Origin of the sequence: Desulforamulus putei DSM 12395 (assembly GCF_900129195.1) — a bacterium.
GTDB classification, from domain to species: domain Bacteria; phylum Bacillota; class Desulfotomaculia; order Desulfotomaculales; family Desulfotomaculaceae; genus Desulfotomaculum; species Desulfotomaculum putei.
In genome coordinates this window covers 1-16,423 of sequence record NZ_FQUY01000016.1, presented here as the reverse complement: position 1 = coordinate 16,423, position 16,423 = coordinate 1, and the positions used below count along the sequence as shown (strand labels likewise).

The window sequence follows — 16,423 nt, the reverse complement described above, 5'->3', positions numbered from 1 at the left end:
AGGTGACGGGAGTTAAGGAACTCCTGTCACCTATTTTTTGCTTTAGCCTTTATTTTGTCTTTTCCGTTCTAGGGCTTAAAAACTTCTCCATCAAAGCCTGCCGCTACTTTTCTGGCCACGCCGGTGCGTTCAGCCGCTTCCTCCACCGCCCGGGCCACTGCCGGGGCCACCTCTTCATTGAAGACAGATGGAATGATATTTTCGGCCGTAAGCTGATCGCTGGTAATGATGCCGGCCAGGGCGTAGGCAGCCGCCAGGCACATCTCATCATTGATGGTGCGGGCATGGCAGTTAAGGGCGCCCCGGAAGACACCGGGAAAGGCCAGGGCATTGTTAATCTGGTTGGCATAATCGGATCGACCGGTGGCAATCACCCCTGCGATATCGTAAATTTCCTCCGGCTGAATTTCCGGGTCGGGGTTGGCTAGGGCAAAGACAACCGGCTTTTTGGACATTTTCAGGATGTCTTCCCGATTTAGCAGGCCCGGACCGGAGACGCCAATGAATACGTCAGCCCCCGCAATGACTTCCTTCAAGCTCCCCTGTATTCCTTCGGGGTTGGTATGTTCCGCAATCCAGGCTTTGGAAGAATCTTTGGGCAGGTTGTTCCGGGAGATGGCACCCTTTCTGTCACAGACAATCAAATTACGAACACCGGCGCGGAGCAGCATTTTGGCAATGGCCACCCCGGCGGCACCGGCGCCGCTCATAACCACTTTAATACTATCCATGGTCTTGCCCACTACCCTCAGAGCATTGATAAGACCTGCCACTGTAACAATGGCAGTGCCGTGCTGGTCGTCGTGAAAAACGGGAATATCCAGCAATTGGCTCAGTTTTTCCTCAATCTCAAAGCATTTCGGGGCGGCAATGTCCTCCAGGTTAATGCCTCCAAAGGCCGGTGCCAGGGCCAGCACAGCATCGATGATCTGTTGAGGTTCATGGACATCCAGGCAAATGGGTACTGCGTCCACATTGGCAAACTGCTTGAACAGAACAGCCTTGCCTTCCATCACCGGCAGCGCCCCGGTGGGCCCCAAATTCCCCAAACCCAGCACCGCCGAGCCGTCGGTTACAATGGCTACGGTATTTCCTTTCATGGTCAATTTATAGGCCATTTCCGGCTCCTGGGCCAGGGTTTCGGAGATCACCGCCACACCGGGCGTATAGACCAGCGACAGGTCCTCCCAGTTTTCTATCCGTCTCCTGGGGATTATTTCAATTTTACCGCCCAGGTGACGGGTGAAGACCCGGTCCGCCACATGGATGACCTGGACATCCGGCATGTTTTGCAATGCCTGAACCAGCTCTTCCAGGTGCCCCCTCTCCCGTAAACGGATCATCAAGTCCCTGGTTATGTACGACGGGGTGGCAGTAACCAAATCAATGGCCCCAAGGCTGCCCCCTTCCCGGGCAATGACATTGAGTACCCTGGCCAGGGTACCGGGACGGTTAGCAAGCCTCAGTCGAATCGTAATATTCAAAGACATAACCATTAGAAAAATCATCCCTCTTCATAAAAAGTGAAATATTTTGTGCTGAAACAACGTCTTACCTAATAAGTATTATTTACACTTTCATAAACACTGACAACCTATATATTTCATTATTTTATTATCCTGCAAGTTGTTTGAACTTTCAATATTTTAATCATTAATAATAATTAACTTGACGTCAACCGGTATTACTGGTAACGTTACACTTAGAAACTGAGGGAACTGCATTGGTTTCTGAAGGGAGGCTTGATTTTTGAGAGATAAAATTATTCAGGCAGCTATGGAGCAAATTAAAAAATTTGGTTTTAGGAAGTTCACCATTGATGACATTGCCGCAGACCTGGGTATCAGCAAAAAGACTGTCTATAAGTATTTTGACAGTAAAAATCAAATTATCAGCGCGGTGGTAGACGCACACATGGAAATGGAAAAGGCCCGCACAATCGAGGCCATGCAAACGGAAGGAGGCTGGATTGAAAAATTTAAAGAGGTTGTATTTTGTGATAACCACGAAAAAGTACCGAACTGGCTGCTGGAGGAACTACAGCGTTTTTTCCCGGAAGAATGGGCCAAGGCCGATGCCATAGGCGAGTTTAAGTGTGAACATGTAAAAAAATTGCTGGCCACAGGCAAAGAAAAGGGCGATATCAGGGATGATCTTCACCCGGCTATTATTGGATTAACCCTGGATAAAACCATCGATGCCCTGTTTGATTATAAATTTTTAAACCAACATGGCCTGACAATAAGCCAGGCCATGGAACAGGTTAAAAATATTATTCTGTACGGTATTTTAAAAAGAGAATAAGTGGTAAAGGGGAAGCGAGAATGAAGAGGAAATGGAAACTGTGGCTAATTCCGGTGGTAGCGGTATTAGCCTTCGGTGTTATGAAAGGCGGCAGTTTGTGGGGTAAAAGTGAAACCAAACAGGATTTACCGGTGCAGACTGTTGCCACCCGGGCGGTGGCCAAAGTAAAGGTTGAAAATGCCCTGGCCCTTACCGGCAGTATTGAAGCCTATCATCAAGCAGTAATCAGTGCCAAAGTCTCCGGCCGGGTCAGTAAAGTGACGGTGGAGAACGGGGATCAGGTGGCCGCCGGTCAACCGCTTGTTCTCCTGGAGACCCAGGATTTTGTCAATACGCTGGCTATGAGTCAGGCCGCCCTCAAGAAGGCGGAAACCGGCCTCACCACGGCCCGGGCGGATTTTCAAAGATATCAGGAACTACATAAGCAGGGGGCCATTTCCCAAAAGGAATTTGAAGGGGCGGAAGCTGCCCTGAAAATGGCGGAAGCGGATGCCAGTTCAGCTGCGGCTGCCGCAGCTTCAGCCCAGGAAGCCTTGCAAAACGCCACCATCAGTTCACCCATCAGCGGACTGGTGGCAAACCGTAATGTTACCACGGGACAAATGGTTTCTCCTCAGGGAGCTCCCCTGATGACCGTTGAAGACATTTCAGCCGTTTACGTGGTTGTCAATATCGAGCAAAAGGACCTGGCCAAAGTGAAGCCCGGTTTAAAGGCCGATGTAACTGTGGATGCCTATGGCGACAAAAAATTCAACGGGGTTGTGGAAGTTATCAATCCGGTGGCCAACAAGGGAGCCCGGGTTTTTGAGACCAAGATTAAAGTTGATAACCCGGAAAAACTTTTAAAACCCGGTATGTTTGCCAAAGTACAGGTAAAAACCGGGGAGGCAGTGGACGCCTTAACCGTTCCCCAGGCCGCCCTGACCACCAAGCAGGGGATGTATTTTGTCTTTGTACCGGAAGGCAATAAAGTAAAGCGTGTTCAGGTGGAGATCGGACAAATCATTGATCAATCAGTTGAAATCAAGAAAGGACTCACCGAGGGTCAACAGGTGGTCATTACCAATGTCAACAAATTAAAAGACCAGGATATGGTAAAGATCGCCAACTAACAGGAGGATAAAATATGTTTCTTACCAACCTCAGTTTAAAAAGGCCGGTTTTTGCTACGGTAACGATCCTGGCACTGTTGGCCGTGGGTATTATCAGCTATATTGGCCTGAATATTAACGACTATCCCGAAGTTGAATTTCCCTATGTGGTAGTTACCGTCGTGCAGCCCGGGGCTTCACCGGAACAGGTAGAAACAAAGATTATTACCAAATTGGAGGAGGCCATCGGGCAGATTTCCGGGGTAAAGCATATTTATTCCACCGCCCGGGAAGGAGTTGCTACCGTCTTTGCCGAGTTTTCCCTGGAGACATCTCCTGAAGTGGCTGCCCAGGACGTGCGGGATAAGATCGGTACCATCCGGGGAGATTTACCCCAGGATATAGAGGAACCAATTATCGCCCGCTTTGATCCTTCGGCTGCGCCCATTGCCTCTCTGGCGGTAACCGGGAACATCTCCCTGCGTGAGATGACCACAGTGGTGGAGGATTTAATTAAAAGAAGGATTGAAACTGTCAATGGCGTGGGGTCCATCAATATTTACGGTGATGTAAAACGGGAGATCCACATTAAACTGGACAAAGACAAGCTGGCAGCCTACGGGCTTACCACCGGCGAGGTCGTCAACAGCCTGCGCAGTGAGAACATGGAAGTTCCCGGAGGTAAGGTGGGGAGCGGCGACCGGGAGATGACGCTCCGAACAGTGGGCAACATCGACAGGGTCAATGAATTTGCCAACCTGCCTGTAGCGCAGCGTGAAGGGGTCCAGTTATATGTTAAGGATATCGCCACCGTGGTTGACGGTGTAGAGGAACAGGACAGCATTTCCCGTTACCAGGGCAAACCGGCCATTGGCATTGATATCATTAAGCAATCCGGCGCCAACACCGTCGAAGTAGCAAACGAGATCAAGAAAGTCATCGAAGAGGTTAAAAAGGAACTGCCGCCGGGCGTTCAACTGGATCTGGTCCGGGACAACTCCGTCAATATCAGGGATGCGGTAAACGACGTAAGGAATACCCTGATTGAGGGCAGTGTGCTGGCTGTCCTGACCGTTTTCATTTTTCTCAGGGACTGGCGCAGCACTTTAATCGGCGCCCTGGCCATTCCCACATCCATTATTGCCACATTCTTTGCCATGAAGATGCTGGGTTTCACCTTAAACTTCATGTCCCTGATGGCCCTTTCCCTGGCGGTGGGTCTGCTGATTGACGATGCCATTGTGGTCATTGAGAATATTGTACGTCACCTGCGGATGGGGAAAAGCCCTATGGATGCAGCCCGGGACGGTACCACCGAGCTTGGCCTGGCAGTAACTGCCACCACCCTGACCGTTGTGGCGGTGTTTCTGCCGGTGGGCATGATGACGGGTATCGTGGGTCAATTTTTCAAACAGTTTGGGATTACCGTAGTCTTCAGTGTGCTGGTATCCCTGTTTGTGGCCTTTACCCTGGTACCCATGCTGTCCTCCCGCTACTTAAAGGACGAAGAATATGTGCCTAGGGGGCCCGTGGGTAAGTTTATCAAATGGTTTAACCGTGGATTTGATCATATTACCCAAAAATATGCAGATTTTCTCCAGGTGGTCTTGCGAAATCGCAAAAAGACCATCGGGATTGCGCTAATATTGTTCTTTGGCAGTCTCATGCTGATCCCCTTGCTGGGCTCCACCTTTGTGCCGGGAGGAGACATCGGGGAACTGTACGTGGTGGCGGATCTCGATGCCGGTCTAAGTATGGAAGCCGCCGGCAAAGTTACCGAGAAAATGGAAAAGGTTCTGCAAAGCTACCCGGAAGTAACCAAAGTTTATTCCACCGTGACTGCAGAACAGACCAATATTTTTGTTAAACTGGTCGACAAGCATGAACGGGACAAAACCATTGATGAACTGGCCATGGATATGAGGCATAAGCTGAATACCATTCCCGGGGTCAAGGTGACCATTAACCAGCAGGCCGGCATGAGCGACGGTGCAGCGGTTCAATTCAGGCTGCTGGGGGATGACCTGGACCAGCTTCAGGTCTATGCGGAACAGGCCCAAAAAATCATGGAAAGCATCCCCGGTGCCGTGGACGTCTCCAGCAGTTTCAAGCCCGGTAAACCGGAAGCACAAATTCAAATTAAACAGGATGTGGCCGCCGACTTGGGTGTAAGCACCGCCACGGTGGCCGATACCCTGCGCACCTTGTTCAACGGGGTGGTGGTGGGCCAGTACGAGGACGGCGAAGACCGTTTTGATGTTCGGGTTCGCCTGGACGAAAGCCACCGTACAAACCTGGCCGATCTCAGCAATATCTACCTGCCCGGCAAGCACGGATCCACCATGGTTCCTTTAAGCCAGGTGACTGAGACGGTGTTTTCCACCTCGCCCAGTCAGATTAACCGCTTTGACCGAACCAAAGAAATCGTGTTATCCTGTAACATCGACGGCAGCATTTCGCTGGGCGAATTCAACAAGGCCTTTCAGGAACGGGTGGCAAAGGAGATGAAGCTGCCCCCGGGCTACCGCTTCTTTGAGGGCGGCGATTCGGAGCGGATGGGCGAGACTTTTACCGCCATGGTACTGGCCTTGATTACAGCCGTTCTGTTTATCTTCTTTATTCTGGCCGCCCAGTTTGAGAGCTATATCGATCCCCTCTCCATTATGCTGTCGCTGCCCATGGCCATTGTCGGGGCCATTCTGGGATTGCTCATTGTGGGCAGTGACTTGAGTATTATGAGTATGATCGGTATTATCATGCTGATGGGTCTGGTCACAAAGAACGCTATTCTCTTGATAGACTTTACCAAACAGGAGCGAGCCAAGGGAGTGGAGCGCAACGAAGCCCTCCGTAAGGCCGCCTTGACCCGTCTGCGTCCTATTGTGATGACCTCTACTGCTATGATCCTGGGTATGATGCCCCTGGCCCTGGCCCTGGGCCCCGGGGCCGAAGGCCGGGCACCCATGGCACATGCCATTATCGGGGGCTTGATCACCTCTACCCTGCTGACCCTGGTGGTGGTGCCGGTTATTTATACCCTGCTGGATGATTTTAAAGGGAAGAGTCATAGATTAAAGCAGCGAATTTTCTCACGTTCCCCAAAATCAACAACCGTAAATCATTCATAATGAGCATTACCAAAAGAAGCACGCTTTTGGTGGGCAGCGAGAGGGTAGCCGGGGAGAAACTCGTAACCCTGGAAGGGACGGCCAAACTGCCCTACCACCGATTGCTCTGGCAGCAACTCAACAGTAAATTTTAAAAGACATGGCCTGCGCCGGCGCAGGCCATGTCTTTTTACCGCTAGAAATATTTCCCCAGGAACTGATGCTGCGCGCAATTGCCGCAGGAGCAGGAGAGGGATACATTGACAAGGTCGCAGACATACTTAAAACCCGATTGTTCCATTTTCACTTTAACCTGTATATCTTGATTGCCGCATTGATTGCAGATTATTTTCAGACCCTTTGGCAACGGTATAAAATCCTCCACAGAGGCGCTGGCTGTTAATTTATTTTCCAAAAGGAAGTCATAGTAGGATAAATTCCTACATTCCTTGGATGAACAATAGATTGACAAACAGAGGCTTTTTACATCCTTGTTGTTCACATATTCAACGTCGGGTTGTATTTCAGCTCCGGTGCAGCCGCAAAGGTTGCAAAGCTGATCGAAGTCCCCGGAAAGAGTAAAATCTTCAATTTTTTCCGTTGTAAATTTCAAGTTTTTCATATTAATCAAGAATTTACCACCTTGTCAATATTCGTTCTTATTTATATCTATTTTACAAAAATTGCTTTTTTCCTCTAGGCCAAATGTCATGTTTATACTATTTTGGTCTCCGAACGGATCATATGGGGAGAGGGGGACGGCAGCACCCTGGCGGTGGTGGATACTCCCTATGTTTCCCGTCATTATATTAAAACGGATTTCCCCAGCAAGAGGAAACGGCCCGCCGTCATTGGTAAGCGGTTGGACCGGTTAATATGGTTGTTGACCGGTGTTTTATTTACTGAACACTGGCATTCTTTTATACTCGGTTATCAAATAATAAAGGGGGGCAATTTATGAAAAGGTTGCTTGTGACAGTTAATCATTTTCTTGAAACATGATAAAACTAAATTTTTCATAAATAAGCACCCCCCTTTTCGGTTTATGGGTTGTTTGCTAGCTCCATTATACCAGAAAGAGGGTGTTTTGCTTATTTATAAAACATCCTATAACTAAACCCGGGTTGAACGTTTTTTAGTATTTCTTGTTTAAGCAGTAATTTACAGCCTACAGTTTGTCATAAACCCGGTTAAACGGTAAGCAAATAATGGCTTACTAATTGGCTGCCAGTTATGGTAACTGGCGTGGGTTTTTTTACTGTTAACGGTTTAGAGGAAATGCAGCATTTTTGTGCCCGGGCAGCCTTTCTTGAAAGCATGGCTATTAACACGAAAATACCGCACTTGGCGGAATCTTGTTAGACCTGATGTTGCCGGGTAACTATAATGGAAATGTACTAAAAAAAGAAGGCTTTCACGAGGGAGGATGGGTCACATGAAAGAGAAATAGTGCCGGCTGTAAAGAAAAAGAATTTACGATAGACAAAAGTCTGTGAACTGTTTGACAGGCAAAGTGAAATAAAGAATCAGGAGGGAAAAACATGGAGGTTGCTACACAGAAAAATACCATCGACCAACCATCTTCACCGGATGCAAAACCCATGGATTTGTATAGCCAGGAATTTCTAAACTTAATTATGTTTAAGCAACTGCGTTTAAGCTTGGCTCTTTTTGCCGTATTTGTTGTCATTCTCCTTGGCCTGCCTTTGGTAAACTTCTATCTGCCGTCCTTTGCCAATGCCCGTATTTTTGGTTTCACAGGGAGTTGGCTTTTTCTTGGCGTCCTGTTCTACCCGTTGACGTGGGCGGTTGCTTATATCTATGTAAAACTCTCGCTGGATCTTGAACACGCAATTGCCAAGCGTGCCAAAAAGTTTTAGGAGGTAAAGAAAATGACCGGTATTTCTTGGATTCCCTTACTATGTGTAACCGTGCTGGTGATCGGCACCATCGGACTTGGTTTTTACGTACAGCGTTCGGTGCGCAGCGCAGCGGATCTTTATGTTGCCTCCCGTTCCGTCAGCGTACCCATGAATTCCGCAGCCATCTCGGGCGAATATCTATCGGCGGCCTCTTTTATGGGGATAGCCGGCATGGTTATGAAATTCGGTTACGACGTACTTTGGTATCCAGCCTTGTATGCAGCCGGTTATCTTTTTCTGTTGCTGTTTATTGCCAGCCCACTGCGAAGATTCGGCGCCTACACCATCCCGGATTTTGCCGAGGGGCGCTTCTCCAGCCCGCTTTTTCGTAAAATTGCAGTTATCTTTGTTCTGGTTATCGGCTTTTTTTACACCATGCCGCAGATGAAGGGGGCAGGAGTAGCACTGGTTAATATCCTGCACACTCCCTACTGGGTTGGCGTTGTTCTGGTTGGAGCTGTTATCACCTTTAACGTGGCTTTAGGCGGCATGAAAGGGATTACCTTTGTGCAGGCTTTTCAGTACTGGGTTAAGATGTTTGCCATCTCTCTCCCTATATTTATTCTTTTTTCCATGGTTGGGGGTTACCAGCAGCATATGAGCAAAATCGGTAACCAGGGTGAAGCTGGCAAATCTATACCTCAGTTTAAGGAGGACACAACCGTCTCCTATAAGCCGCAGGCACCATCCAATGAAATTATTTTTAATGCCGGGGCTACAGCCACCTTTGTCAACGGGGCGGAAGTAGCAGTAGCAACGGCCAAGCCTCTGCCCAACGGGGCCACTGTCCCGGCGGAGAAGATGATCATCTCCGGGTTGCCCGGCCAAACCACTACACGGGATATTGCCGGGAAAAAAGTTACTCTTTATATCTTTCCGCCCGGCAGCAGTTTTACCGTCAGCGACCCTGTGCCTGCAGGTTCCCCCGGCAGCGACGGCAAACCCAAAACCGTGCCGGTCAAACTTACCGTCTTTCCTGCCGCCGGTAAAGAAAATGTACAGATCATGTATCCCAAAGGTGAGAAAGTGCCCAATGCCCCGCCAGATAAAAAGTGGCTGGAACCCTACGGACCTTTTACCAGTAAGTACGGGCACCCGCTCCTTTACACCTATTCTCTGATTCTGGCCATCATCTGCGGTACCGCCGGTCTGCCCCACATCCTGGTGCGGTTTTACACCAATCCGGACGGCCGGACAGCCAAGCGTACTGCTTTTTGGGTACTGATATTGCTGGGCTGTTTCTATGTGTTCCCGCCCATGTGGGGAGCCTTAGGTCGTAATTTGGTACCGCATCTATATGCCGTTACCGGCGGCGCCTTTAGCACAGATTCAGTGGTTTTGACCATGCCTCATATCTTAAACGGGGCAATGCCTTATCTGGGAGACCTGCTCTCGGGGATCACCTCGGCCGGAGCCTTTGCCGGCTTTATGACCACCTTCTCGGGCCTGCTGGTTTCCATTACAGGAGCCCTGGCCCATGATATCTACGGGAATATGATTAACCCGCAGGCTTCTCCCGGCCAGCGCCTGAGGGCCTTCCGCATTGCCGCCGTCGGCGGGGGGGTAACGGCCATGATTCTGGGAACTATGGTAGAGAACTTCGACATTAATATGATGGTTGGCTGGGCCTTCGCCATTGCTGCGGCATCCTACTTCCCAATGCTTATCGTAAGCATATGGTGGCGCAGGACCAGTTTTATCGGAGCGGCAACAGGTATGCTTGGTGGGGGCATTTCAGCCCTGGTGGCCATTGTGTCGGTAATGCTGGCGGATAAAAAAGTGATTCCGTCCCTTGGCGCCTTTTATGCAGCAAACCCTGTTATCCGGTCCCTGGCCGAACAACCGGCAATCTGGGCAGTCCCCCTCGCCCTGATCCTGATCTTTGTTGTTTCCTTGCTCACTCCGGATGCGGTGCCCCGTGATGCCGGCCGTAAGATGCTGGTATTGCACGCTCCGGAAGAATTGGCCTTAAGAGACGAGTATATTAAGGATGGGTCGAATCCGGCACCGGCAGGTACCCATTAAAAAGCAAGCAGGGGGGATTCATGGTGGCACGTAAATCCTGGCGGCGGGGTACGGTTTTGTACACTGCTTATCTGGCTGTTCTCGGTTTAATCTGGGCCGCAGTGGAATGTTGGGGGCTCTCCGCAGCCATGGGTCTTGGCCTGGCGGTACTTAGCGGGGCGGGCATGGCCGTCTTCTGGCCCCGCTGGTAGAAAGGCTGAAGCGGGATGGTTTCAAACAACCTGTTATTCAATATGTTGAAATCCCTAGGGCAGGGGAGCAGGGCATTGGCCCGAGGGAAGTTTGTGCAACAGCCCACGGCAGGTCGCTTCGGCCTGCACGACCCGGAGGTACCCCTGCGGGAGCAGTGTTTTGTGGTGGTGGATTGCGAGACCACCGGGCTTAAGCCGGAGCATGGTGACCGGGTAATTTCTCTGGCGGCAGTACGTTTAATCGGTGGAGAAGTTGCTCCCGACCGTTTCTCTACCTTAATTGATCCTCAGCGGCCCGTCCCGGAGCTTGCCACCTCCATTACCGGGATTGACGGCCAAATGCTGGCCGGTCAACCCCGCCTTGAGGAAATCCTGCCCCAATTCCTGGATTTTGCCAGGGGTGGCATTATTACCGGCTACAATGTTGGATTTGATCTGGCCTTTCTCAACCCGGCACTGCGCAGCGCCGGGAGGGACGCTCTATGTGCTGCCCATAGCCTTGATGTATTTGTTCTGGGGCGAATACTGCATCCCCATTGGCGGCATCGCTCGCTGGAAGATATGGCCCGGGCCTACGGCATCCCGGTGGAGGGACGGCATACCGCCTTGGGCGATTCCTTGATGACGGCGCGGCTGCTAAAAGCTATGTTTCCCCAACTGGAACAACGGGGTATTAAAAATCTCCGTGACCTTGCTGATTTTCTCTGTTATTGCAGCTTGTACTAATTCATATTTATAAAAAGACGTCCGCCTGTATAAGTCAGGCGGACGTCTTTTATCTACTTCGCCATGGATCAGTAAAAAATTTGTTAGTTAATTTCTGCAGCCTTACAATGACCGAAAGAGAATCCCGAAGGATGTCCTGCTCCCGTTTGCTGAGCCGGTACGGGTTAATGTAATCGTCCGGTTCCTTTCCTTGCTGGTGCTTGCGCAGGTTTTCCCGTATGCGGAACATCATAATGGTTTCATAAGCTGCCTGAATATATTCTGCCTCGTCTTGGCCAATGGCGCCCAGCGTCACCAGTTCCCGGAGACGTCCGAGGGTAGATGTTTCGGTTATGCCATAATTGATGGCAAAAATGCGCAGGCAGTTCACAATGTGTACCCCGGCCGCTGTTTTTAAGTTTATTTCATCCCGGTGCGGACCGGACTTTTCGGTGATAATGTTATTGCGGAAACCCAGTGGCGGACGGTATTGTAATTCGTCATCGGTCAGCAGGTGTGAAGCTGGATTGGGGGTACGGAAAGACGTAAAAAATTGCTCCCAAAGTGATTTGGCCAGCAGGGCCTCCCCGTATACCGGGCGAAAGTCAAGGAAAATGGTAAGCATCCGAACTTCGGCGGGATCCAGTCGTTTAATCCATATGTCAATAATCTTTCGCCAATCACTAACTGAACGGCACCATTTGGGGTTAGAGGCCATAACCATCCCCCGGCACTTGGTGAAACCGCACTGGGCCAATCCTTCCACCACCTTTTCCCCCAGGCGCAGGAAGTAGTTGGTAACAATAGATGCCTGATCAGGCGGCGGATCGGCAAAAACAATGGCATTATCCTGATCGGTGCGCAGTGTTTGCTCGCGGCGCCCGGCACTACCCAGGTTTAGCCAACAGTAAGGCAGTGGTGGTGGCCCGTAGCCATCCTTCTCCATTTCCTCTTCACAGAGGGTAATCACCTTTCTGGTTAAACGCTCGTGCATTTCGGACATGACTTCAAAGATCACCGGTACAGGTGCCTTTTCGGCCACCAGAGCATTCAGCAGCAGGTCCACCTCCCGGCCGGTTTCTGCCAGACCTGCCAGGGTTTGCTGATCGTCAATGCGGTGGACTGCCCACAGGGTGCCGGTGCTGCGGGCTTTAACCAAATCCACGAGGGTGACGATCCCCACCAGTTTTTTTTCTTCCACTACCGCCAGGTGTTTGACTCCCCCTTTAATCACGGCCAGCAGGGCCTGGTGCAAATAGGCGTCAGGCGGCAAGGACACCAGATTTGTTTCCATCACCATCCCGGCGTTACAGTCTTCCGGATTACGGGGTTGGGCAATCAGCTTTGCTACCAGACCCTTTTCAGTAATCAGTCCGGCCGGTTCTCCCTGCCGGTTAACAACGATTACAGCACTAATGTTGCGCTCACTCATAAGGCGGGCCACTACGGTCACCGGGTCAGAAGGTTGGCAGGTGACCACCGGGCTGGACATAAGTTCACTGACACGCCGGCGAAAAAGGCTGGACTCCGAGGCTCCATAGGCCTCAAAAGACTGCTCGTTGACAATCTCCTCATAAAGGGATCGCATCCGGTCCAACAGTACCTGGTCGAAAAAGCGGGCCACGCCATGGTGATTGTACATCAGGCGTTCAAAAACTTCCCTGGGAATCACCAGGCAGACCATTGGTTCCCTGGCGCGTACCGAACCCGAATAGGTGTTACCCGTAAAAAATGCCGTCTCGCCAAAAAACTCGTGAGGGCGGCGGTAACCCACCACACTTTCGGTGCCGCGCTCGCCGGTTACCGTTACTTCTGCCAACCCCTCCACAAGAACAAACAGAGTACCAAGGCTGGGGGTACCCTGCCGGAAAACATACTCCCCCTTTTTGTAACGGCGGAGATGCAACTGAGGAGCAATTTCCTCCAGTATATCCCGGTTCAGTGTATTGAAGGGAACGATGGACTGTAGTATTTCTCTAACACCGGCTTCCACATGAAACACCTCCTTTTGTATACCTGATTCCCCTGCAAAAAGCGGGCGCCATGTGCCCTCTTTAAGGCTTGAGTCGTTCCTTCAATTGCAGCGCGCTTACTGGCAGCTTCCTTATGTTCTGATGTAACGGACATACGTTCCCTGGTATTAGCTGCAAGTACAGATTTTTGGCTGACGCGTAAAACGGCACTTTTCTTCTGGACCGGGCAATTATTTTTTACTGGGCACTGTTTGTATATGTTTAGATCAAAATGAGCCGAAGAGTTTTTCTCGATTCATTAAAGTGAGCACGCAAGGGAGCTTCATCTTTGGGACAAGAAACGATAATTTTGTTATGCCTGTTCTTCTGAAAACCGCTGAACAAGGCAGACGGCACTACTCTTATGGAGGTCTGGATAGGACTTAGCAACTCAACTTTCGCAGTTGATCTTTTTCTTGAAACATGATAAACTAAGGTATTTTATAAATAAGCAAAAACACCCTCTTTCTTCTGGATAATGGAGCTAGCAAACAACCCATCAACCGAAAGGAAGGTGCTTTGCTTGCCGTCCATTATAACAGAGTTATCTGAAAATATCCAGATCCAAACCCGAATCAACGCTTTCTTTAAGCGCTTTGACGCCTCGGAGCGTCTGGGACAAGTGGTAGAGGAAGCCGATGCTTGGATAAAAAAATACCCAATAAAAGGTTTGTTTCGTGGGCGTTTCTCTGATAAAGTATTATCAGGTAGGTGTTGACCCGGTGAAACCATCCCCACGAAGTCCAACGTGAAATAGAAAAGTGTTCAGAAGGATTACGTGAATACATCCAAGGACTCCAAAACGAACGGGCCCGCCTTGAACAAGAAAACACTCCATGAAAAGCCAGCCAAGAACTTTCCCTTGAAAAGAGTACAGGATAAAAGGAGGATGTTCCATGAAAATATCGCATAAAATATGGGCCGGGTTTATCTCGTTATTGATTTTGATGTCTGTTATGGTGGTCTATAATTACTACCAATTAAAACAGGTACGCGAAAATATAGATGATTTGGCAGAACATAGGCTGCCCAACCTGAATGCTGCCCACTCATTTGCTTTGAATGTGGCCCGCCAAGGGGCAGCAGTTCGTGGTTACCTAGCCACGGGAGATGAAAAGTTTATCGGTGACTATGATGAAGCCAAAAAAACAGCGGATGAGCAGCTTGCTTTTCTGGATAAGCATGCAAAAAATCGAGAAGTATTTGACCCGTTGAAACAAGCGGCGAGAGAATACGAACCGTTTCCCCCGACGATAATCCAACTCTATAAGGAACAAGGGCAACAGACCGCTGCCTCTTATATGTCAAATGTGGCGGCTCCTGCCAATGCCAAAGTTCTTACTCAAACAAACAAATATCTTGAATACCAGAAAAGGTCCCTTGACACAGCTATGCAGAATCTGGCTGGCACAGAGGAAAGGATAGAAAAGCTTTCTCTGATATTGCTGGCAATTGGTATCCTTACCGGGTCATTGCTTGCCTATTTGATAACCAAACCAATCACCAGGGCCCTCAGCCAGGTTGGTAAAGTATCCTCGCAATATGCCGACGGAGATTTCAGGGAGACTGTTGATATAAAGTCATCCGATGAATTGGGCCAGCTGGCAACGGCGCTGAACAAGATGCGGGAGAGCTTCAAAGATGTGCTGGAAAAACTAACAAAAGCTGCCGGCCAGTTAAATGATTCATCCAGACAGCTGGCTGCCCAGGCACAGCAGACCTCTGCCGGTGCCTCTGAAACAGCAGCCACCGTCACTGAAGTTGCTGCCAGTGTCCAAGAAGTTGCCAACAACGCAAAACATGTAGCCGATCTGTCAGGACAAGCCGCCAGGGAAGCAGAACTTGGGGCGCAAGGAGCAGAACAGGTAACCGGGCAAATGGAGTTAATAAAGGCAACCAGCGACGAGGCCTCCAAAGTTGTTGACTTGCTTTCAAATACTCTCATGAAGGTTAATCAAATTGTTGATCTGATAACCGCCATCGCCGAACAGACAAACTTGCTTGCCCTCAACGCAGCCATTGAAGCGGCAAGGGCCGGAGAACAGGGGCGCGGTTTTGCGGTGGTTGCCGAGGAAGTCAGAAAACTGGCTGAACAATCCGGTAATGCTGCAAAGGAAATAAACCAGCTCATCGGCCAGGTCCAGGTCGAGTCAAAGAGGGCTGTCCTGGCTATGCAGAACGGCAACAAGCAAGCAAACGACGGAGCTGTTGTTGTCCGGGAGGTTGGCAATAAATTCATCGGTATACTTGGTTCGGTTGAGGAGCTGGCCAGGCAGGTGCAAAGCGTAGCCATGGCTGCTGAACAAATCTCTGAAGGTGTGCAAAATGTAGCCGCAACCACCGAGGAACAAACCGCAGCCATTGAAGAAGTTACGGCGGCCACTGAACAACTTTCAAAGATGGCCGACGACTTAAACGAGTTGGTTCATAAGTTTAAATTTTAAAAATGAGAGAAAAAATACAATATCACAGAACGGTTATAAGGTGACATTATCACAGAACAACAACACTTTTTAAAAAAGGTCTTGCATAATTCTTTAACAAGTGTTAACATAATAAATGTCGCCGCAAGATGGCGGTTTAAAATTACCACTTGCAACAAGCCAATGAAAGTGGTAAGATGAGCTTCTTGCCGTCGATAAGGTGGTCAGCAAATTACCACAACTTTCACTTGCAACAACAGTGAAAGTTGTGGTAAGATAAAATTCCGATCGCGAGATCGGGCCTGACAAGCTGGTCTTTGAAAACTAAACAGTGGATGATGGATGCACAACAGGTCAAGTCAAAAGTCATCGATATAAGATGAAACTGTGACAGACCACATCCTCGTCAAGCGTGAACAAAGACGCTGGCGAGTAATTCACGGATAACAAAGAGCCAAAACTCTTTAAAAATATTGAAGATATTTTTATGGAGAGTTTGATCCTGGCTCAGGACGAACGCTGGCGGCGTGCCTAACACATGCAAGTCGAACGGGGTTTAAGAGGAAGCTTGCGAATCTTAAACCTAGTGGCGCACGGGTGAGTAACGCGTGGATAACCTGCCTGGTAGACCGGGATAACAGCT

Annotated in this window: 13 protein-coding genes and 1 rRNA gene; 10 read left to right on the top strand and 4 right to left on the bottom strand. The window is 49.7% G+C overall.

All coding sequences use genetic code 11. From position 1 onward, the window contains the following. Positions 1-68 precede the first annotated feature (68 nt). Positions 69-1,496: an NAD-dependent malic enzyme gene (locus BUB67_RS10655; RefSeq protein WP_073239416.1), complete on the bottom strand. Its 1,428-nt coding sequence runs from the start codon at positions 1,494-1,496 to the stop codon at positions 69-71. A 253-nt stretch (positions 1,497-1,749) separates the two neighbouring features. On the opposite strand from BUB67_RS10655, the gene BUB67_RS10650 reads away from it, so the two are divergent. From BUB67_RS10650 to BUB67_RS10640, 3 genes are read left to right on the top strand one after another with little or no spacing between them, the layout of a single operon-like run. Further along, positions 1,750-2,304, top strand: coding sequence for a TetR/AcrR family transcriptional regulator (locus tag BUB67_RS10650; RefSeq protein WP_073239415.1), 555 nt, complete (start codon positions 1,750-1,752; stop codon positions 2,302-2,304). A 20-nt stretch (positions 2,305-2,324) separates the two neighbouring features. Beyond that, entirely contained in the window at positions 2,325-3,416 is a 1,092-nt protein-coding gene (locus tag BUB67_RS10645; protein WP_073239414.1) for an efflux RND transporter periplasmic adaptor subunit, read from the top strand. 14 nt (positions 3,417-3,430) lie between these two features. Then, positions 3,431-6,523, top strand: coding sequence for an efflux RND transporter permease subunit (locus BUB67_RS10640; RefSeq protein WP_073239413.1), 3,093 nt, complete (start codon positions 3,431-3,433; stop codon positions 6,521-6,523). Positions 6,524-6,698: 175 nt separating this feature from the next. Here BUB67_RS10640 and BUB67_RS10635 read toward each other — a convergent pair whose 3' ends face one another. Then, positions 6,699-7,124, bottom strand: coding sequence for a hypothetical protein (locus BUB67_RS10635; RefSeq protein WP_238457028.1), 426 nt, complete (start codon positions 7,122-7,124; stop codon positions 6,699-6,701). A gap of 919 nt (positions 7,125-8,043) precedes the next feature. On the opposite strand from BUB67_RS10635, the gene BUB67_RS10625 reads away from it, so the two are divergent. The 4 genes from BUB67_RS10625 to BUB67_RS10615 all read left to right on the top strand — a co-directional run bounded on the left by BUB67_RS10625 (position 8,044) and on the right by BUB67_RS10615 (position 11,366). After that, the gene (locus BUB67_RS10625; RefSeq protein ID WP_073239411.1) at positions 8,044-8,382 is read left to right on the top strand and encodes a DUF485 domain-containing protein; all 339 of its coding nucleotides are present in this window, start codon (positions 8,044-8,046) and stop codon (positions 8,380-8,382) included. 12 nt (positions 8,383-8,394) lie between these two features. Then, complete coding sequence (locus BUB67_RS10620) at positions 8,395-10,449, top strand: solute symporter family protein (RefSeq protein ID WP_073239410.1); 2,055 nt, start codon at positions 8,395-8,397, stop codon at positions 10,447-10,449. Positions 10,450-10,472: 23 nt separating this feature from the next. Beyond that, positions 10,473-10,640 carry a hypothetical protein gene (locus tag BUB67_RS16445; protein WP_159431834.1) on the top strand — a complete coding sequence of 56 codons (168 nt, stop codon included), beginning with the start codon at positions 10,473-10,475 and terminating at the stop codon, positions 10,638-10,640. A 75-nt stretch (positions 10,641-10,715) separates the two neighbouring features. Beyond that, a complete protein-coding gene (locus BUB67_RS10615; protein WP_073239409.1) occupies positions 10,716-11,366 on the top strand; it encodes a 3'-5' exonuclease in 651 nt (216 codons plus the stop codon). 49 nt (positions 11,367-11,415) lie between these two features. On the opposite strand, the gene BUB67_RS10610 is transcribed toward BUB67_RS10615, so the two are convergent. After that, positions 11,416-13,338 (bottom strand): DUF294 nucleotidyltransferase-like domain-containing protein, encoded by a 1,923-nt coding sequence (locus BUB67_RS10610; protein WP_143157058.1) that lies wholly within the window; start codon positions 13,336-13,338, stop codon positions 11,416-11,418. After that, complete coding sequence (locus BUB67_RS17425; RefSeq protein ID WP_084127707.1) at positions 13,284-13,613, bottom strand: transposase; 330 nt, start codon at positions 13,611-13,613, stop codon at positions 13,284-13,286. The genes BUB67_RS10610 and BUB67_RS17425 overlap by 55 nt, the downstream gene beginning before the upstream one ends. A gap of 267 nt (positions 13,614-13,880) precedes the next feature. Here BUB67_RS17425 and BUB67_RS16720 point away from each other — a divergent pair, with 267 nt between their 5' ends. The 3 genes from BUB67_RS16720 to BUB67_RS10590 all read left to right on the top strand — a co-directional run. Continuing rightward, positions 13,881-14,075 carry a hypothetical protein gene (locus tag BUB67_RS16720; protein ID WP_073239406.1) on the top strand — a complete coding sequence of 65 codons (195 nt, stop codon included), beginning with the start codon at positions 13,881-13,883 and terminating at the stop codon, positions 14,073-14,075. A 178-nt stretch (positions 14,076-14,253) separates the two neighbouring features. Continuing rightward, positions 14,254-15,801, top strand: coding sequence for a methyl-accepting chemotaxis protein (locus tag BUB67_RS10595; RefSeq protein ID WP_073239405.1), 1,548 nt, complete (start codon positions 14,254-14,256; stop codon positions 15,799-15,801). Positions 15,802-16,264: 463 nt separating this feature from the next. Continuing rightward, positions 16,265-16,423, top strand: a 16S ribosomal RNA gene (locus tag BUB67_RS10590); the annotation flags it as partial.